13 protein-coding genes are annotated in these 18,633 nt (G+C 61.3%); 7 read left to right on the forward strand and 6 right to left on the reverse strand.

The genetic code is table 11. The annotated features are described in order from the left end of the window. Positions 1–2: 2 nt before the first annotated feature. Positions 3–2,597 (reverse strand): PP2C family protein-serine/threonine phosphatase, encoded by a 2,595-nt coding sequence (locus RCAS_RS09505; RefSeq protein WP_012120369.1) that lies wholly within the window; start codon positions 2,595–2,597, stop codon positions 3–5. Between the two features lie 90 nt (positions 2,598–2,687). On the opposite strand from RCAS_RS09505, the gene RCAS_RS09510 reads away from it, so the two are divergent. Further along, a complete protein-coding gene (locus RCAS_RS09510) occupies positions 2,688–2,972 on the forward strand; it encodes a DUF427 domain-containing protein (RefSeq protein ID WP_012120370.1) in 285 nt (94 codons plus the stop codon). 50 nt (positions 2,973–3,022) lie between these two features. On the opposite strand, the gene RCAS_RS09515 is transcribed toward RCAS_RS09510, so the two are convergent. Continuing rightward, complete coding sequence (locus RCAS_RS09515; RefSeq protein WP_012120371.1) at positions 3,023–3,727, reverse strand: LutC/YkgG family protein; 705 nt, start codon at positions 3,725–3,727, stop codon at positions 3,023–3,025. A gap of 458 nt (positions 3,728–4,185) precedes the next feature. Between RCAS_RS09515 and RCAS_RS09520 the strand changes: the two genes are divergently transcribed. Next, positions 4,186–5,283, forward strand: a complete 1,098-nt coding sequence (locus tag RCAS_RS09520; RefSeq protein ID WP_012120372.1) for an STAS domain-containing protein — start codon at positions 4,186–4,188, stop codon at positions 5,281–5,283. Then, on the forward strand, positions 5,280–5,888 hold the full coding sequence (locus RCAS_RS09525) for a Uma2 family endonuclease (RefSeq protein ID WP_012120373.1): 609 nt from the start codon (positions 5,280–5,282) through the stop codon (positions 5,886–5,888). The genes RCAS_RS09520 and RCAS_RS09525 overlap by 4 nt, the downstream gene beginning before the upstream one ends. Before the next feature lie 253 nt (positions 5,889–6,141). Here RCAS_RS09525 and RCAS_RS09530 read toward each other — a convergent pair whose 3' ends face one another. Then, a complete protein-coding gene (locus RCAS_RS09530; protein ID WP_041330516.1) occupies positions 6,142–8,742 on the reverse strand; it encodes an FtsX-like permease family protein in 2,601 nt (866 codons plus the stop codon). 8 nt (positions 8,743–8,750) lie between these two features. Then, positions 8,751–10,361, reverse strand: coding sequence for an amidohydrolase (locus RCAS_RS09535; RefSeq protein ID WP_041330518.1), 1,611 nt, complete (start codon positions 10,359–10,361; stop codon positions 8,751–8,753). Between the two features lie 290 nt (positions 10,362–10,651). Here RCAS_RS09535 and RCAS_RS09540 point away from each other — a divergent pair, with 290 nt between their 5' ends. Both RCAS_RS09540 and RCAS_RS09545 read left to right on the forward strand, forming a co-directional pair. Further along, positions 10,652–11,881 carry a molybdopterin molybdotransferase MoeA gene (locus RCAS_RS09540; RefSeq protein WP_012120376.1) on the forward strand — a complete coding sequence of 410 codons (1,230 nt, stop codon included), beginning with the start codon at positions 10,652–10,654 and terminating at the stop codon, positions 11,879–11,881. Between the two features lie 62 nt (positions 11,882–11,943). After that, entirely contained in the window at positions 11,944–13,887 is a 1,944-nt protein-coding gene (locus RCAS_RS09545; RefSeq protein ID WP_012120377.1) for a molybdopterin biosynthesis protein, read from the forward strand. An 81-nt stretch (positions 13,888–13,968) separates the two neighbouring features. Here the strand turns inward: RCAS_RS09545 and RCAS_RS09550 are convergent, their stop codons facing one another. Continuing rightward, positions 13,969–14,247, reverse strand: coding sequence for a ubiquitin-like small modifier protein 1 (locus RCAS_RS09550; protein ID WP_012120378.1), 279 nt, complete (start codon positions 14,245–14,247; stop codon positions 13,969–13,971). Positions 14,248–14,312: 65 nt separating this feature from the next. Then, complete coding sequence (locus RCAS_RS09555; protein ID WP_012120379.1) at positions 14,313–16,142, reverse strand: aldehyde ferredoxin oxidoreductase family protein; 1,830 nt, start codon at positions 16,140–16,142, stop codon at positions 14,313–14,315. A gap of 419 nt (positions 16,143–16,561) precedes the next feature. Between RCAS_RS09555 and RCAS_RS09560 the strand changes: the two genes are divergently transcribed. Both RCAS_RS09560 and RCAS_RS09565 read left to right on the forward strand, forming a co-directional pair. Continuing rightward, positions 16,562–17,998: a flavin monoamine oxidase family protein gene (locus RCAS_RS09560; protein WP_012120380.1), complete on the forward strand. Its 1,437-nt coding sequence runs from the start codon at positions 16,562–16,564 to the stop codon at positions 17,996–17,998. Positions 17,999–18,010: 12 nt separating this feature from the next. Beyond that, the gene (locus tag RCAS_RS09565; protein WP_012120381.1) at positions 18,011–18,628 is read left to right on the forward strand and encodes a Uma2 family endonuclease; all 618 of its coding nucleotides are present in this window, start codon (positions 18,011–18,013) and stop codon (positions 18,626–18,628) included. The last annotated feature ends 5 nt before the right edge of the window (positions 18,629–18,633 follow it).

Consider the following 18,633-nt stretch of genomic DNA (forward strand, 5'->3'; position numbering starts at 1 on the left):
GCTTATGGCGCCATGGTTGGCGTTGGCGCTACAGGTTCGCGGAAAGAACGAGGACGATCAGGAAGCGATCCGCGCACGATCTGGCCGCCATTGACCATGTAGAGTGTCGGTCGGCTACTGCTTTCGTCAACGAAGACGCTTAACAATTGATCGAGCGCGATCGGGCTATCGGGCGGAGCGCTGATCTGCTGAATAAATTCGCCGGTTTGTTTATCAATCTGAATAATTCGACCGTTGAAGCTATCGATCAGAAAGATTGAACCGCTATCCGGCGGACCGGTCACAAAAAAGCGTGTCGCCGTCACCAACGGCGGACGGATCTGCGGGACGGGGATTTCGCGTTCAAAGGCGCGCTCACCGGCGCTGTTCGTTGCAAAGATCAGCACGCGACCATCTGGCATCAGCAGATTGATCTTGCCATCGACTGCCAGATCGATCGCGGTTTCTATTGATCGTCCGCCATCGTTTTGGATCCAGGGAAGCGGGAACGAGCCGTACTCGCCGCTGAGATAGCGCAGGACATTATTTCGTGCTGCGCCAAGAATATACAGATTGCCCTCATAGTTGACCGCGCGAAAACGTTCGCCGACGCGTCCCCATTCTTCACTACCTGCCAGGATGCTGTAGCGCCATTCATTACCACTGCGAAAATAGAACGTAAACGGACCACTCTCACCGCTCTGCGCGACCGCTACAATATTGTCGATACGCCAGACCGCAGCGCGGATGCGTCCGACGCTGATGGGACCGATACCATCTTCGGGACGCAGGAATGGTTGCGCCACTCCGCCGGTGCGTGGTGCGCGATAGAGGATACCCGCATTTGCATCGAGCATATAGATCGAGCTATATGACAACGTATCGGTCACAGTGCGTGGCGGCGGTGGCACGATGACGGTATCGAACAAGCCTCCCGGCAGCGGATGGCGCGCAACTTCGGTCAGATCCTCGAAGTAGGTCTGTTTTTGCACCGCTGCCAGCGCCCGGGTATACTCGCGCACCAACTCTTCGTACCGTTGACGGTTCGCCGTGGTTGCCGTGATCAGGTCCGAACTGCGCAGCGCCGCAAGCGCCTCTTCGGCTTCGATCAGACGTTCCTGTGCAGTCGCTTCATCGGGCGCACTGCGGATGGCTGCCACTGCCTGTTCGGCTTCTGTCAGAACGTTCTCTGTTTCGCGCAGTGCATTCTCACGACTCAGCGTTGTGCCATACAAAATGAGCAGACTGATGAACGAGATGAGCAGGAGCAGCAGCAACCATGGAAATGGAGGGTTTTGCCGCCGATAACTTAGCCCGGACGACCGGTGCTGGCGGGGCAACGCGCGCGGCGGAGGTCCGGGGCGTGGTCGCAATCGTCGCGTCACCGCGTCGCCAAGACGGGTGAAAGGGTTAGAGCGGTCCTCAAACGGACGTGCAGACGCCATGGTGTTGCGTCGTTTCTGCCGGGCATACCGGCTGACTATCGCCTGACCAGGTGTATCACTCAGGTCAATGACGCGCTCTGGGGCTGGTGTGTCCCGAAACGAGACTTCACCCAGCAATGCGCTTGGCGCAACCGGCATTTGCGGCGACGAACGGGCTGTCGATGACGAACGCGGAGCGGCATCAACACTCAGCGGCTCACCCAGATCGAGTGGTCGTGGCACAGGGGGCGGATCGGCAGAATACGTCGGCTCTTCATAGGGATGGAGCAGGCGTCGCTCTTCCTCCGCCAGGCGCGCGCGGGTTATCTCAGCGCGTTTACGCGCTTCGCGCTCGACCGGACCGCGCAGCAACCACACGAGGTCGGCGCCGGCGCGGGCAAGGCGCTCGGCGACGCCGCTGAGCGCCAGGCGCGCTCGTTCATTGACCCCGGCTGCGCTGAAGGGCGAAGCCTGGGCAGCAGGGCTGAGCCGGGCAAAGGTCATCGCAACAATGCCGTGAGCATCGGTGATCTGATGATGTCGGCACAGCTCAGTCAGTCCCGCGACGGTGTCATCCGGTTCTGCTGCGCGCAGCAAGCGGGTGACTTCATCGCGCGAGAGCAGATCTGACAGGTTGCTTGTGCAGATCAGGAGGCCATCGCCGGGGCGCAAGACTGCGCGATACAGGTCTGGCTCGATGGTCAGGCTTGTGCCGAGCGCGCGCGAACGGAATGGAAACGCTGTTCCTCCCCATGCAGCATTGGCAGGCAGCGCGCGCAACCGATCCTCTGCCATGACATATGCCTGCGCCGGCGCGACCTGGGCAAGAAACAGATCGCGGTCTTTGATGACTGCGCACGTCAACCCGACGACCGCGCGTTTTTGCGGCGGCGCATTGAAGTTCTGCTGGTAGAGCGCGCGGTTGGCTGCCAGGATCGCCTTGCGCAACGAGGAAGTGACGGAAAACGACGGGTCCTCGTAAAAGATGCGCCGGATTGTGCGCATCACGAGCACACAGGCGTCACGTCCGCGCGATACGTCCTGATCGGCTTCGACGACAATGTGCAGCTGGCCCTTGCGCGCTTCGGGGGCAAACGGGCTGGCTGGCGTCACGACGAGTGTCAGATCGCTTTTTTGCTGCGGAATGCCGCTGACCAGACCGAATGGACTGGAGCGTGTCACGTTTCCGGGCATGAGATCTCTTCTGCGATTGGCTCCGTACTGGAATTATAGCACGCTGGCAAACGGAGATGTCCACCAACACCTTAAGGAGGAAAACAGGATATGGCGCGCGCTGTATGGAATGGCGTCGTAATCGCCGAGAGTGACGCAACCATTGTTGTCGAAGGCAACCATTATTTCCCGCCTGAGTCGGTCAAGCATGAATATCTGCGCGAAAGCGCAACCCATACCGTGTGTAGTTGGAAAGGGGTTGCGAGTTACTACGACATTGTTGTCAACGACGCAGTGAACCGTGATGCGGCATGGTATTACCCCGAACCCAAAGAGGCTGCCCGTCGTATCGCCGGGTATATTGCCTTCTGGCGCGGCGTCAAAGTTGAGGCGTAACCGCGCAGCCGTCTCCAACCACTTCCGCATCCGCTGAAGCATTGTCGGTTCTACCCGATAATGACCGTATGCACCTCACGCGGTCCATGCACGCCAAGGGTCAGCGTCAGTTCAATGTCGGCGGTGCGGCTTGGGCCGGTGATCAGGGTCAGCGCGCTGGCATCGCGAAATAGATCGCCGTACTTCTGTTTGATGCGCTCGATGGCTTCTCCCAAACCGCGCGTCAGTTGTGTGCGACGCACCACGGCGATGAAGACTGGAGCGAGCAACGATGCCATGCGTGCTCGTCCTGCGCCGCTATGGATCACGAGCGTGGCGCTCTCGGCAATGGCCGCGTCGACGCCGGCAATACACACCGGCGCGCGCTCGTGTGCCTGAAGTGATGCCTGGCGTTGCGCTGGATCGCCTTCGATCCGCCCATCGAGGCGCGTTACGCCGCGCTGATGGAGCAGATCGGCAAGACCTGGCAGATCGATCTGCGCCAGATCCCACGTAATGACTTCCTGCGCTCCGTGCTGTTCAAGAATGCCGGCGATGATCTCCAGTGCGGCTTCGTCGTCGGTGCAGAGATGGGGATACGCCTGGAGTTTCGTCAACTCGGCAGCGAACTGCTGCGCCAGGTCGTCGTGCGTGATTGGATGGACGAACGGTGGCGGTATGTGTGATGCGCGCGCCGACTCCGCCTCCAGAAACGGGCGTGTCGCGCCCAGACTGGCGCGAATACGGTCGAGCATGCGTTCACGGCTGCTATTCATACGGCACTCTCTGAATGGTGTTATATGCCGGATCACCGGTGGGAGTTCGTGCAAGGACAGGCGTATGATACCAATTCCCTGTGACCATCCGGCATGGTCACCCCGAGCTGCGCGAGGGGTCTTGCGCGACCCGCTTAGATTCCTCGCTGCGTTTACCCTGAGCGAAGCGAAGGGCTCGGCATGACCCGTCGCTGCGCTCGGCATGACACGCATGCGGCATCGTCAATCGTAATTGGTATTATACCGCAGAAAGGCGATCGGTCTCCGAGGCTCCGGTTTGCGATCCACGCTGCCCGCGCTCTTCCTTGGGCGGCGACGCGCGGCGCCAACCGCACAGTTGAAGCGGTTCCCGCCTTCAGTTCCATCTTTTCTTTATCATCTTTCAACCTTTTGCCCGGCATGATAGAATAACAATAATACTCATCCACAATGCCCATGCTTCACCGGAGGGCGTCGCTATGACCCACTTGTTTGCCACCCTCACTAACGTCACTGCCCGTAATCCTGACGATCAGCGTCGTGGACGCATCCTGGTCTCCCTGTCGCTCGGTGTTATCGCGCTTTTGTTGAGTGTCGGGATGGGATTGATCCTGCTTCAACCATCGGTGGGGCGCTTCGGCAACCTTGGGCTGGCGGTGCTGGTGTTTGCTGTGGCAGCCGTGCTCGGAAAGAAAGGATTCGTTACCGCAGGCGCATATGTTCTGATTGTCGTCAGTGGCATTGGCGCACTGAGCGGTGTATTCCTCAACCCAAATTCGCCCTTCAACACCTTCTATTTGCTCATCAGCGTTTTGCTGGCCAGCGTCCTGCTCCCTCCGCGCCAGATATGGGTGGTCCTTGGAATCTGCCTCGCCGCAGTGGCGGGTGTGCTGGTAAGGGTTCCCGCCGAAACCCGAACCGCGATCAATCTTGATCTGGCGTCCGCCCATCTCACCATTCTGCTGATAGTCAGTGCGTTCATTTCCTTCATTGGAGCGCGCAGTCTGTCGTCGGCGCTGAAGGATGTCGATGAGTCTCGTCGGCGCGCCGAAGAAGCGAACCGACAGATTGAGGTCGCAAATGCAACGTTGGAGGCGCATATTGAAGAGCGAACCGCTGCTTACCGCCGTCTTACCGACGAACAACGCGCAGTCGTTGCGCGGTTAGAGGAAAGCCTTCGCGCGCAACAGCACCTGAACCAGATGATCGCCGATCTGACGGTGCCGGTCATTCCCGTCCGCAACGATACCCTGGTTATTCCGCTAATCGGAAGTATCGATGCCAGCCGGGTCCAGCAGTTGCTGGCTTCGGCGCTTCAGTCCCTTGAGCGCACCCGCGCGCGCATCCTGATTATCGATGTGACCGGGGTTGCCGTCATCGACAGTCACGTCGCGGCGGCGCTGCTCCAGGTGGCGCAGGCAGCGCGTTTGATGGGCGCTGAAACGATTGTCGCCGGTATCCGTCCCGAGGTGGCGCAGACGCTCATCAGTCTGGGCGCCGATTTGCACAGCATGCGCACGGCAGCGACTCTGCAATCGGCGCTGGCGTTTACGTTCAACGGGGGAGACGTGCAATGACAATCGTGCATGCCGGTCCTGATCGCGTGCTGCGATCGCTGCGCGCCGACTGGAGCCGTGAGCGCTGGGAACAGCTTCCCAATGACGGCAATCGCTATGAGGTGATCGATGGGATTCTGTATATGACGACCGCGCCCAGCGCATTTCACCAGTGGATTGTTCGCCAGATTGTGCGCGCGCTCTTTGCTCAGATTGACGATCTAAACCTCGGCGTCACCCTGTGGGCGCCGATCGGGGTTTTTATGCCCGGCTGTGATCCGGTGCAGCCGGATATTCTTGTTGTTCAGACGGCGCACCTGGGCATCATCCATGATCGGCGCATCTATGGCGTGCCAGACCTCATCGTGGAGGTTGTTTCGCCATCGAACTCTGAGCAGGACCTTGATATTAAGCGCAAAGCATATGCGCGCGCAGCCGTGCCGGAATACTGGATTGTTCGCCCTGCCGAACGCGATGCGCTGGTGTGCAGCGAGCCAGACCCTGTGGCTGAACTTTTCCAGACCGTCGATACCATTCCGCCAACCGGAGTCCTGGCTTCCCCAACGTTGCCGATCCAGGCGAGCATTGCCGATTTCTTCGCCAACGCCCCCGATGCTACGCTCTAAGCGTTTGCGGATGGACTTTGCAGAAATACTCTGCTATCCGCCTACCCGCCCGGCGGCTGAAGCCGCAGGCTACGGAAAGCGAAGCCCGCCTGCGCGGGCTAGACGGCATCGCCGCCTAGTTGTGCTTGGGGTGTCGTAAGCGAAGCTCGCCTGCATGGTCCAGACTGAGCGATACCGAATTAACTCCTCAAACCCCATGGTATTTCGCAGTATTGGTACCAGTTCTCGGTGCTCGGTTCTTGCTTTGCGACCCCTACTCCTCGCGTAACGCCAGCGCCGGTGAGGTGCGCCCCATGCGCCACGCCGGGTACAGTCCCGCCAGCAGCGCCGCTACGACTGCCACGGCAACCGCCTGCGCAAACAGTGCGCCGTTCAACTCGAAAAGAAGCGTCCAGCCAAACGAACGACGGTTGATGACATAGACCAGCACTGCCGCCATCATCACCCCAACCGGAATCGCCAGCACTCCTGCGAATAACCCCATCAACCCGGTCTGCCCGACGACCAGCCCCCACAACTGGCGCGGCGTCAAGCCGTTGGCGCGCAGCACCCCCATCTCGCGCGCCCGTTCGAGTTGCAGCGCCATGAGCGCCGAAAGAATGCCGATGAATGCCACGATCGTCGCCAGAAGTTGCAAGACGGTCGTGATCGCAAACGTGCGGTCGAAAATCGCCATTGAGGTTTCGCGCAACCCGCGGTTCGAGACGATATTGACCGCCAGACCAGGCGGCATGCGCGCGCGCAGGTCGCGCACCAGTTCATCGACATCCACTCCCGGTTCAACATACACCCCCAGCGACGAGAGCGCCCCGTCATCCCACCATGCCTGGTACACGGCAAGGTCGATCATCGCCACGCCTTGGTCGCTGCCGTAATCGTAGAAGACGCCGGCAATTGGGAACTGCCGCTCGCCGCGGTCGGTCAGCAAGGTCAGCGTATCGCCAGGGCGCAGATTGTGGCGGTATGCCAGCGGCTCCGAGATCAACGCCGCACCGCTGGCGAACGCCCGCCAGACGGCAGGTTCATCGACAGCGCCAACCCACTGGAAGACCCGGTAATCCGCCGGGGTGACATCCAGCGCAATGGTCAACAGCGGACCGACGCTGCTCTCGATGGTCGCGCTGCGGTAGCGGCGGTAGCGTTCGATGCCCGGCGCTTCGACAATGCGAGCAATCGCTTCGTTCGGCAGCGGCGAATCAAGACGGTTGCCGCGCGCGCTTGGCGCGGAGACGAAAATATCGGCGCGGATGGTGTTTTCCAGCCAGCGCTCGACCGTTGTGCGAAAACTGCTCACCATCAGACCGACGCCAATCGTGACCGAGACGGCGATCATCAGGGCAGCGACCGCAACCGACGTGCGGCTGAGCGACGCTACAATGTCGCGCGCTGCCATCCGCCCCAGCAGCCCGAAGGCGCGACCGGTCGCCGGGCGCGCGATGTTGGCGAGACCTTGCGTGATGAGCGGTGTCAGCGCGGCTGCGCCAATGGTGAGCGCCAGCAACCCGCCGAAACTTAACGTCAGGCTGCGCCCCGGAACGGCGAGTAACCCAAGCCCGACCGCCAGTAGCGCCGCGCCGACGAGCGCGGCGGTGCGCACCGCCCGTTGTATCCGTTCTTCATATGACGAACGGCGCAGCACGGTGCGCGGCGGGGTCAGCGTCGCTTCCGTCGCCGGAACCGCAGCCGCGCCGAGCGTTGCCGCTACGCCCAGCGCGAACCCTTTCAACAACACGCCAGGCGACAATTCGACCGAACGCACCGTGACCGCGAAGTAGAGATCATTGATCGTTTGCGTCACCAATCCAACGAGACCGCGCCCCAGCGCGATGCCGAGCGCCAGGCCCGCCAGCGCGCCGATTAGTCCGATCAGCAACGCTTCACCCAGCACCAGCGCAAAAATCTGCCGCCGCGCCACACCGATGCAGCGGAGCGTTCCCAGCATGGTGCGCCGCTGCACCACCGAGAAGGTCATCGTGTTGTAGATCAGGAACATGCCGACGACCAGCGCCAGCAGGCTGAGGGCGGACAGATTCAACTCGAACGCTGCGGTCATTTGCTGGATCGCGTTGCTGCGTTGCTCAGGGCGTTCGATGCGCGCGCTGGGAGGAAGCGTCGCGGCAATCCGTTGCAGCAGCGCCTCCCCTGCCGCACCTTCGGGAACGATCAGGTCGATGCTGCTCAACCTGCCAACGCTTCCCATCCATTCCTGCGCCGTCGCCACATCGACGATCAACAGCCCGTCGAGCGCGCGTCGGCTGGCGTCATCGGCAGGCTCTAACAGCCCGACTATTTCCGCTTCGACCGGCGTTGCGCCGATCATCAGGGGCAGGCGCGTACCGCCGGCAATGCCGAACTCGCGCGCAGTTTCCGCTGAGAGCAGCGCCGCGCCGGGGCGTGTCATCAGCAATCCGTAACACCCAAATCCCTGGCACCCCTCCTGCGCCGGGGATGTCCGGTCAAGCGTCGCGCCCTCGCCGGGTGCGCCAGCGAGCCACGGACGGAACGGCGCTTCCACAACCGGGTCGATCCCCAGGACACGAAGCGTCAATCCGCTGCGATCCGGCGCAACAGCTTCCCCCTCCACCAATGGCGCCGCTGCACGTACCTTCAGATCAATCCGTAACTGGCGGTAGACTTCTTCCGGTATACCCGAAGGTCCGCCGACGATCCGGTGGGTTGCGCGCCCGGTCAACGTCTCCGTTGAAAGGAGAAACGCCCGTCGCGCGCTGTCGTTCGCCAGGTCGATGGAGACCACCACGGCAACCCCCAAAGCAACCCCCAGCACTGCCAGACCAAATTGCCATGGATGGCGCAGGATATAGCGGAGTGATGTGTTCAGAAGCGTCAACGGCATAGGATGTCTCATTGTTCGTACATAATCTTCCCGCCAGCAATGGTCATGACGACGGAAATTTCCGGTATGCGCTCAGGTTCAACAGTTAGCGGATCGCCATCGAGCACGGCAATATCGGCGTACATGCCCGGCGCCAGCGCGCCCTGCTCATGCTCGGCGAAGGCGGCATACGCACTGCCCCAGGTGTAACTACGTAACGCATCCATCAAACCGATTGCCTGATGTGCGGCGATTGTGCGACCATTGTGCGCCTTGCGCGTCACTGCCGCCGCAATCCCCTGGAGGGGCGCGAAATCTGGCAACACCGGGTTATCTGATCCATTGGCGAGGATGACCCCGGCGCGTTGCAAGGCGCCCCAGGCGTGCCCCCACGGCGCCAGCCCGGGTCCTAACCTGGTCACGTCGCCTTCTTCCCACCAGGTGAAGCACGACTGAATGGCGGCGATCACCTCCAGGCGCGCGAAGCGCTCCGGCAACCCGGCATGCACAACTTCGACGTGCTCGATGCGGTGACGATGATTGGCGCGCGGATATGCGGTAAGTGCGCGTTCATACGCATCGAGCGCCATTGCCACGGCTGCATCGCCAATGGCGTGGATGGCAACCTGGAATCCGGCGCGATGCGCGCGCAACACCCGCGCATCGAGTTCTTCTGCTGGCACGAGTGGAAAACCAGAGTTGCCCGGCTCATCGCCATATCCCTCGCTGAGCCACGCCGTCCCGCCGCCGAGTGTCCCGTCGGCGAAATACTTGATCGCCCCGAAACGCAACCAGGCGTCGTTGCGCCAGGCCTCCTGCGACTCGCCCGCTTCCGCCGCCTGGAGCATCGCTTCTGCCACGGCGCCGTATGCCAGTGCATACATGCGTAGCCCCGTACCACCATCGCGGATGAGGTCGTTCACGATCTTCAGATCATGCAGACCGGCGATATGCCCGAGCGCCGCTTCCCCAATCGCAACGATGCCGCGTTTGTGGTACTCTCGTGCTGCATCCCGCACGCCGGCGTGCCAATCGATGGAAGGCGCTTCGACCACATGCATTGCCAGCGCCATTGCCGCTTCGAGCAGCACGCCGGTTGGACTTCCATCACTGTCGCGCTCGATTCGGCCGCCTGGCGGGTCGGGCGTGGCGGCAGTGATGCCGGCGCGCGTCAGTGCAACAGAATTCGCCAGCGCCACATGATTGCAGGCGCGATAGATCAGGAGCGGATGACCGGGAACGGCAGCGTCGAGTTCTGCGCGTGTCGGATGGCGGCGTTCCGTCAGTCGCCCCTGGTCATGTCCCACAGCGACGATCCATTCCCCCGGCGGTCGTCGCATCGCTTCCGCGCGCAGCCGTTCCAGCAGCGCAGCGATGCTCGTCGTATCCCATAGCGCCACGCGGGTGCGGCTGCGCACATAACTCAACAGGTGCTGATGCGAATCGTGAAACGCCGGAATGACAGCGTATTCGGACGGCAGACGCACCGTGCGCGTCGATGCTCCCGCAAGCGCCTCGATGTCGTCCGCCGGTCCTGCTGCAAGAATGCGGTCGCCGCCAATGGCGATGGCGCCGCACGTCATTGGTGCGGTGACCATCGGATAAATTGTTGCCCCGGAGAGGATGGTGTCTGGGATCATGGCCTCTGAATGGTGCTGGAAGGACTTACATATCGTCATGGTACCTGATTTTTTCAAGAACTGAGAACTGAGAAGTGGTATCAGAGGTTCGCTTTTCTGACCTTTCGACCTGTAATCTGTCCACGCTCAACGTGCGATGTGCAATACCTGCCTGCCACCTGAAACCATCCCCGAAAGCGCCCACCCGGGGCGTCCCTGCCTGCCACCTGCCTTTACTGCCGTCTTTTGCGACCTGTGCTCCAAATGGTATAATTATTCACAACCATTATCTCACATAAGCAGGAGCGTCTATGCCTGATCTGTTTCAGGTAGTGACCGTCGCCGAGGCGCGTGCCCGCCTTGGCGCTCACATCGTTCCTCTATCACGGCGCGAGGTGATCCCGCTCCACGAGGCGCTCGACCGGGTGCTGGCTGAAGAGTTGCGCTCACCGGTCGATCTCCCTGCTTTTCCGCGCTCCACAGTGGATGGTTTTGCGGTGCGCGCTGTGGACACCTATGGCGCCAGCGAGAGTCTTCCAGCCTACCTGACACTCTGTGGCGAGGTTCCGATGGGTCGCGCGCCCGAATTCACCGTCACTTCGGGAGAGGCTGCGCTCATCCACACAGGCGGGATGCTCCCTTCCGGCAGTGACAGCGTCGTGATGGTCGAGTATACGCAGCGCCTCGATCCCACGATGATCGAAGTCGTGCGCCCCGTGGCGATTGGCGAAAACGTCATCCCCGTTGGCGAGGATGTATCGCGGGGTGATCTGCTCTTCCCCCGCGGTCACCGGCTCCGTCCGCAGGACCTCGGAGGGTTGGCAGGCGTCGGCATTGTGCGCGTCCCTGTCGTTGCCCGTCCGCGCGTCGCTATCCTTGCCTCAGGCGACGAGATCATTCCTGCCGACGCCGACGTGGCGCCCGGACAAGTGCGCGACATCAACAGTTATACGATTGCCGCTCTGGTGCGGCGTGCCGGTGGTGAGCCTGTTCTTTGCGGCATTGCTCCGGACGATCCGACCATTTTGGATCGAATGGCGCGCAGCGCGCTCGAAGGCGCCGATCTTCTCGTGCTCTCCGCCGGCAGTTCGGTAAGCGCGCGCGACTATACAGTCCGCGTGATTGAGGCGCTCGGCGCTCCAGGAGTGCTGGTGCACGGGGTGGCCATTCACCCTGGTAAGCCCACGATCATTGCCGTGGCTGATGAACGGCCCGTCTTCGGCTTGCCCGGCAACCCGGTCTCAGCGATCATCGCCTTTGGTCTTTTTGTCGCTCCGGCGCTGCGCCGACTCCAAGGCGCCCTTGAGGTGGACCCGCCGACCGTCCAGGCTGTTCTGACGCTTAATATTGCCTCGAAACCTGGACGCGAGGACTTTGTGCCGGTGCGCCTCGAGCGGCGTGATGGGGCGCTGCGAGCCGAACCGGTGTTTGGGAAGTCGAATCTGATCTACACTCTGGCGCACGCCGATGGTCTTGTGCGCGTTCCTCTCGATTTGAGCGGGCTGTACGCTGGTGATACGGTGGAGGTCGTGCTGTTCTGACTCAGGGCTTTGCAGCGCAGTGCTGACGATGATCGTCGGTGTAGCGCCATTGAGAGGTCTCTATGTCACGACGACGCTACTATCTTGAGGATCGCGCCCTGGATGATGCGGTAGCCCGCTTTGAGGCGGCGATTGAGCGCGTTGGCGGACTGCATCCGCTGGACGGCGAGACTGTTCCTCTGGCTGAGGCGCGGGACCGCGTCACAGCCGCTCCGGTGTGGGCAGCCCGTTCTGTGCCTCACTACCACGCAGCAGCCATGGATGGCATCGCCGTGCGCGCCGCCACGACCGCCGGCGCGACCGAGTCGTCGCCGCTGACCCTCGCGCTTGGCGAGCAGGCAGTCTGGGTCGATACCGGCGACCCGATGCCGCCCGGCGCTGATGCTGTGGTGATGGCCGAGCACGTTCAGGTGCTCGACGATACGACTGTGGCGATCACCGCTGCGGTAGCGCCTTGGCAGCATGTGCGACCGATGGGTGAGGACATCGTTGCGACCGAACTGGTCGTCCCTGAAGGTGTGCGCTTGCGCCCGGTCGATCTGGGAGCGATCGCTGCCGCCGGTCACGCAACTGTCAGCGTGCGGCGACGTCCGCGTGTGGCGATTATCCCCACCGGCACCGAGTTAGTCACGCCCGAAGCGGCTGCCGAGCGCGAGGCGATAGGTCATCCGGTGCGCGCCGGTGAGATCATCGAGTTTAACTCACTGATCCTCTCCGGTATGGTCGAGGAGTGGGGCGGCCTGCCTACGCGCCTGCCCCCTGTGCCTGACCGGCAGGATTTGTTGCGTGCTGTCATTGTGAGCGCTATCGACCACCACGATGTCATTGTGGTCAATGCCGGATCGTCAGCCGGCGCCGAGGACTACACGGCGACCGTGCTCGCTGAACTTGGCGAGGTGGCCGTCCATGGAGTGGCTATTCGTCCCGGACACCCCGTGATCCTCGGTGTGGCGGGCGGGAAGCCGGCTCTGGGACTGCCCGGCTATCCCGTATCGGCAGCGCTCACCGCCGAACTGTTCCTCCGTCCACTGCTGTACCGGCTCCTGGGTCTCACCCCGCCGCCCCGCCCTGAGGTGACGGCGACGATCAGTCGCAAACTGCTCTCGCCGCTGGGCGAGGATGAGTTCGTGCGCGTCACGCTGGGTCGGGTGGATGGGCGACTCATCGCTACGCCGCTGGCGCGGGGTGCGGGTGTGGTGATGTCCCTTGTTCGTGCCGACGGACGCGCGCGCATTCCCCGTTTCTCCGAGGGTCTCCATGCAGGCGCCGAGGTTACTGTCGAACTCCTGCGCGATCAGGCTGAGATTGAGTCAACCATCGTTGTCATCGGCAGCCACGATCTGGCGCTCGACCTGCTGGCAAGTCATGTGCGACGCGCCGGTCGGCGCCTCAGTTCAGCCAATGTGGGCAGCCTGGGCGGTCTGATGGCGCTTAAGCGTCGCGATGCCCACCTTGCTGGCGTGCACCTCCTTGATGAGGAGACCGGCGAGTATAACGCCTCGTATATACGGCGTCTATTGCCGGACGAAGAGATTGTGCTGGTTCATCTGGCGTACCGCGAGCAGGGCTTTCTCGTGGCGCCGGGTAACCCGCTTGGGCTGAGCAGGCTGCGTGATCTGGCGCGTCCCGGCGTGCGCTTCGTCAACCGGCAGCGTGGATCGGGGACACGTATGCTGCTCGATTATCAATTGCGTCTGGAAGGGATAGACCCCAGCGCCATTACCGGCTATCAGCGCGAGGAGTTCACGCACATGGCGGTTGCTGCGGCAGTGCAGAGCGGCGCTGCGGATGTGGGTCTTGGTATCAGCGCCGCTGCGCGCGCTCTTGGTCTTGCCTTTATCCCCCTCTTCAGCGAGCGCTATGATCTGGCCGTTCCGCGTCGTCACTGGGAGAGCGAGTTGTTGGCGCCACTGCGGCAGATACTTTTCGAATCGGCGTATCGCAGCGCCGTCGAATCGCTGGGTGGCTACAACGTGGATCGGATGGGTGAAGAGGTGCGGGTCTGACGCACAGGCTACGTTCTGCTTAATTGCTCACTCGAGGACGGGCAACGCAAGGCGCCCGGATCGAGCGAGCAGCCATCGGTTTCACCCTCCAGCCACAGCGGGAAAGATATCGATTGTATCACCCGCCTGGATCAGCGTTTCGACCCCGTTCGGAAGGTACGGCGCGTCGCGACCATTGACGAACACATGCACGTGGGGATAAAGGTTCCCCTCATCGTTCAGCAATTCCTGGCGCAGTTTCGGGAAGCGCGTTACCACGGCGTCGATCAATTGCTGAACCGTCAGATTCTCGCCAACATCGAAATGCACGGTTCGACTGCCGACAATCGGGCGAAGAGTGGCATAGAAATTCACTTGCATCGCGCTTGAGTTGGTGCATGAGGACGAGGCAGGCGTTTCGATGCACCCGCCTCGTCTACTGGCTGCTAGTCAAGAATGCCCAGTTCGCGCAGTTTACTTTCAGGGACGACACCGTTTTCCCAACCGCGGGCAGCGTAATACTCGGCGAGCATGTCGTCGAGCTCACAGACATGACCCTGCGAACCGGGCATGGTCGAAGGCTCCTGAGTGAAGCGAGCCGGCAGATAGTCGCTGCCCGGACCAAAACCGGCAAGATTGTTGTAGTAGCGCTCAAGGTTATAGATGCGCTCACCGATCTTGAGCACATCCTCTGCCGTGCATTCCACCCCGACCATGGCGCTATATTGGGCGGCATACTCCTCGGCGCCCTCGGCGAATGCGCTGAACTTACACAGATCGAGGCTGTCGGAGAAGGCGTGGAGGTCCTGGAAGATTTTTGTCAGTTCACCCTTCCCCTTCCATGCCAGCGGGTCAACCTTGAGCGCGCCCAACGGCGTTACACCCAATTCAGCGGCGGGGGTATAGGCGCGCAGGTGGCAGGCGCCGCGATTGCTGGTTGCGTAAGCGATGCCCATGCCCTTAAGACCGCGCGGATCGTAGGCTGGAACGCCCTGACCCTTGACCGTCATTGCCAGTTCGGGATGCCCGAAGTACTTCGCTGTCGCATCGGCGCCGTTCGCCATCACATTGCCGATCCCCTCGCGGAAGGCGATTTTACGCACCAGTTCGACCATCCCCATGGTGTCGCCCCAGACGAGTCCGCCGTCGCCGTTGGTATAGCCGCGCTCGGTGGCCTCCATGTAGATCGAGATCGGATGCCCGGTCTCGATGGCGTCCATACCGTAGTCGTTGCACAGGTCGATCAGTTTTGCAACGGCGTTGACATCGTCGTTGCCACAGTTCGCGCCAAGCGACCAGGCTGGCTCGTATTCAAGACTCTCCATGCGCAATCCCTTCCAGGGACCCTCCTTGATCTCGACCTCTTTCTTGCAAGCCACAGGACATGCGTGGCACGTCGGGTCATCGACCAGGATATGCTCTTTGACATACTCGCCACTGATCTTCTCGGCGCCTGGACCAAAGGAGGTCAGCGTGCTGTTCTTCGTCGGCAGAGCGCCCATTGTGCTGGTGATGTTCATCAGCACGTTTGTGCCATATACCGAGAGACCGCCCTTGCGCGGGCTGGTAATATTCCGCTCGTCCATGATCGCCGACAGGGCGCGCTTGTGGGCTGGCTTCCACGCCTCCAGGTTAGCGGCTTTCGGCATCTTTTTCGGCGCCTTAATGACAATCGCTTTGAGCAGTTTGCTGCCGCCGACGCAACCGGTGCCGCCGCGTCCGCTGGCACGGTCGTCCTCGTTGACCCAGCAGGCGAACCGTACCAGATTTTCACCAGCCTGACCAATGGCGATCACGCTCAGGTCTTTCTCGCCATAGCGCTCACGGAAGAACCTGACCGTCTCGTGTACGCCCTTACCCCAAACCTCAGAGGCATCGCGGATCTCGACGATGTCGTCGTGAACGTAGAGGTAGACAGGCGCGCTGGCTTTGCCCTTGACCAGGATGCCATCAAAGCCAGCCCAGCGCAGGCGCGCTGCCGACCATCCGCCATGGTGGCTGTCGGTGACGGTACCGGTGAGGGGCGATTTGGTGACAATGGCCATCCGTCCGCTCATATTCGCTTCAGTGCCGGTCAGGGGTCCGTTCATGAAGCAAAGCAGGTTGTCGGGCGAGAGCGGGTCTACCCGTGGACCATTCTCGAGCATGTAGCGCACCCCAAGACCTCGGGCGCCGATATACTTGCGTGCCCAGTCCTCAGGAATACCGCGATACTCCACCGTCCCGGCTGTCAGATTCACATGTGCGATTCGGTTTGCGAATCCGCCAAGTGCCATGCGAGTTCCTCCTGCAATGATCAACAAAGCGGTACCGGGAAAGGGAAAATCTGTCCGTGATTCAGGATCACCTCCTTCAGTAAGAACGATCTGCACCCCCTCTTGACGCTTTATTAACTCGGCGTCCACTATTATACACCAGTCGCTGGCTTAATCAATACTGAATCGCGGTATTCTTGTTGTCATTGACAGCACGTGTGCATATTCCGGCTCGCATCGCGTGCACGGGCGCGCGGACTGCCCTGGATCGAGCACGGATGCACACGGATCAATACCTCTTGACGATGCACTGAGTCTGTGGGGGCGGTCGTATTCGTGTTGAAGCCGTCGTCGCGTTCGTCCACATCGTGCCCAAACCCTTGTATACGCATGCTACACTTGCACTGTGCACCCGCTTGTATCTCTTCAGGAGCGCATCGATGGCGCAAGAACTCTCGACGTCTGAGTATCTGGATAGCATCCACCGGGGGATCGCGGCGGTCGCCGGTCCGCCGCACCGCCCCAAACGGGTGGTGATCGTCGGAGCGGGAGTTGCCGGGCTGGTTGCCGGTTACGAATTGCTGCGCGCCGGGCACGACCCGCTGATCCTGGAGGCGCGCAACCGCGTCGGCGGACGGATCTGCACGCTGCGCGAGCCGTTTACCGAAGGGTTGTACGGCGAAGCGGGCGCTATGCGCATCCCGCGCGCGCATACGCTGACGATGGCGTACATTGAACGATTTGGTCTGCCAACTGTCGATTTTATTATGGACAGCATGCAAACATACGTCCACATTGGTGGGGTGAAACGCCGCAGGGCAGAGGCGCACGCCGATCCCGATGCGCTTGGCTTCGAGACCACAGCCGCCGAGAAGGGGAGACTTGCCGGAGATGTCTGGGCGGACACGATCCGTCCACTGGTCGAACAGGTCGAGCGTGACGGGCAGGCGGGATGGGAACAGATCTATGCGACTTACGATGAGTATTCGGTGCGCGAGTTTCTCGAACTTCAGGGGTGGTCGGAAGGGCTGATCGAAATGTTCGGTCTGCTGAACAACCAGGAAGCATTGATGAATTCGTCCTTCCTGGAGCTGTTTCGCGAAGAGGCGGGTAATTACTACACCAATATGTGCCAGATCGCTGGCGGGATGGATCGGTTCGTCCATGCCTTTCTTCCGGCGCTCGACGCGCGAATCCGTTATGGCGCGCGCGTGATCGCTCTGGATCAGACTCCTGAGCACGCGATTGTGCATTACCAGACGATGTCTGGGAGGTTTCAGGTCACTGCCGATGATGCAATTATCACCGTTCCTTTCCCGGTTCTGCGGCATATCGAGACGCTCAAACCATTCTCGCGCGCCAAGCAGCGCGCCATCCGCCAACTCCACTACGATGCCGCCGCCAAGATTTTCTTTCAGTGCCGCCGCCGCTTCTGGGAAACCGACGACGGGATCGATGGCGGCGGCACGGTGACCGATCTGCCCATCCGCAATCTGTACTACACCGATTGGGGCGCAGAGACCGGGCGCGGCGTGTTGCTCGCCAGTTATACGTGGGCGGAAGATGCGCAGCGTTGGGGATCGCTCTCGCCGCGCGACCGGATCGAGCAGGCGCTGGAAAATGTCGCTGTCATTCACCCGCAGATCATCGAAGAATTCGAGGTTGGCGCGTCCTATATGTGGCATGATGACGAGTTTGCCGGTGGTGCATTCGCGCTCTTCGAGCCGGGTCAGCAGACGCTCCTGCACGATGCGATTGTCAAACCGGAAGGGCGCTTCCATTTTGCCGATGAGCATGCCTCGCTGTATCATGCCTGGATCCAGGGAGCGGTCGATTCTGGTCTGCGCGCCGCAATGGCTGTGCATCGGGCGGCGTAGAAAGGGTATGTCATGACAACCGCTATACGTGACTCACCGATGCTGCTGGTGCGAGAAACCGATGGCGTCGCCATCGATCTCGCACCGTTGCAGGGTCTCTGGACGGTCGATCAGTATCTGAAACTGACCGATCATACGCACTGTCTGGTGGAATTCTCCGATGGCAACCTGGAGGTGCTGCCAATGCCCACGCAACGCCACCAGATGATCCTGGCGTTCCTGTATCGCGTGTTCTTTGCGTTTCTGCACCCACGCGGCGGGCTGGTTCTTTTTGCACCGCTCCGGTTGCAGGTAAGCCCGGCGGCGTTCCGTGAGCCAGACCTGCTGCTCCTGCTGCGCGCCGATGATCCGCGAGCGCAGAATCGCTATTGGCTCGGCGCTGACCTGGTGCTGGAAGTGGTGAGCGAGGACGATCCAGAACGCGATACTGTCGATAAGGTGCGTGACTATGCTGGAGCAGGAATACCTGAGTACTGGATTGTCAATCCGCAGGACGAGACGATCACAGTTCTATCGTTGACCGACAACGCCTATACACCCCTCGGCGTTTTTCGACGTGGCGATCAGGTGACGTCGGCACTGCTCGAAGGCTTCAGCGTGAGCGTCGATGAAGCATTTAGCGCGTCGTGAGCGGA

The sequence above is a fragment of the Roseiflexus castenholzii DSM 13941 genome (assembly GCF_000017805.1).
Taxonomy (GTDB): domain Bacteria; phylum Chloroflexota; class Chloroflexia; order Chloroflexales; family Roseiflexaceae; genus Roseiflexus; species Roseiflexus castenholzii.

Excerpts from the sequence above, each read along its gene's own strand:
- RCAS_RS09555 (WP_012120379.1), bottom strand. The coding sequence starts at position 16,142 with ATGGCACTTGGCGGATTCGCAAACCGAATCGCACATGTGAATCTGACA.
- RCAS_RS09515 (WP_012120371.1), bottom strand. The coding sequence starts at position 3,727 with ATGAATAGCAGCCGTGAACGCATGCTCGACCGTATTCGCGCCAGTCTG.
- RCAS_RS09565 (WP_012120381.1), top strand. The coding sequence starts at position 18,011 with ATGACAACCGCTATACGTGACTCACCGATGCTGCTGGTGCGAGAAACC.
- RCAS_RS09520 (WP_012120372.1), top strand. The coding sequence starts at position 4,186 with ATGACCCACTTGTTTGCCACCCTCACTAACGTCACTGCCCGTAATCCT.
- RCAS_RS09550 (WP_012120378.1), bottom strand. The coding sequence starts at position 14,247 with ATGCAAGTGAATTTCTATGCCACTCTTCGCCCGATTGTCGGCAGTCGA.
- RCAS_RS09530 (WP_041330516.1), bottom strand. The coding sequence starts at position 8,742 with ATGCCGTTGACGCTTCTGAACACATCACTCCGCTATATCCTGCGCCAT.
- RCAS_RS09560 (WP_012120380.1), top strand. The coding sequence starts at position 16,562 with ATGGCGCAAGAACTCTCGACGTCTGAGTATCTGGATAGCATCCACCGG.
- RCAS_RS09525 (WP_012120373.1), top strand. The coding sequence starts at position 5,280 with ATGACAATCGTGCATGCCGGTCCTGATCGCGTGCTGCGATCGCTGCGC.
- RCAS_RS09535 (WP_041330518.1), bottom strand. The coding sequence starts at position 10,361 with ATGATCCCAGACACCATCCTCTCCGGGGCAACAATTTATCCGATGGTC.
- RCAS_RS09505 (WP_012120369.1), bottom strand. The coding sequence starts at position 2,597 with ATGCCCGGAAACGTGACACGCTCCAGTCCATTCGGTCTGGTCAGCGGC.
- RCAS_RS09545 (WP_012120377.1), top strand. The coding sequence starts at position 11,944 with ATGTCACGACGACGCTACTATCTTGAGGATCGCGCCCTGGATGATGCG.
- RCAS_RS09540 (WP_012120376.1), top strand. The coding sequence starts at position 10,652 with ATGCCTGATCTGTTTCAGGTAGTGACCGTCGCCGAGGCGCGTGCCCGC.
- RCAS_RS09510 (WP_012120370.1), top strand. The coding sequence starts at position 2,688 with ATGGCGCGCGCTGTATGGAATGGCGTCGTAATCGCCGAGAGTGACGCA.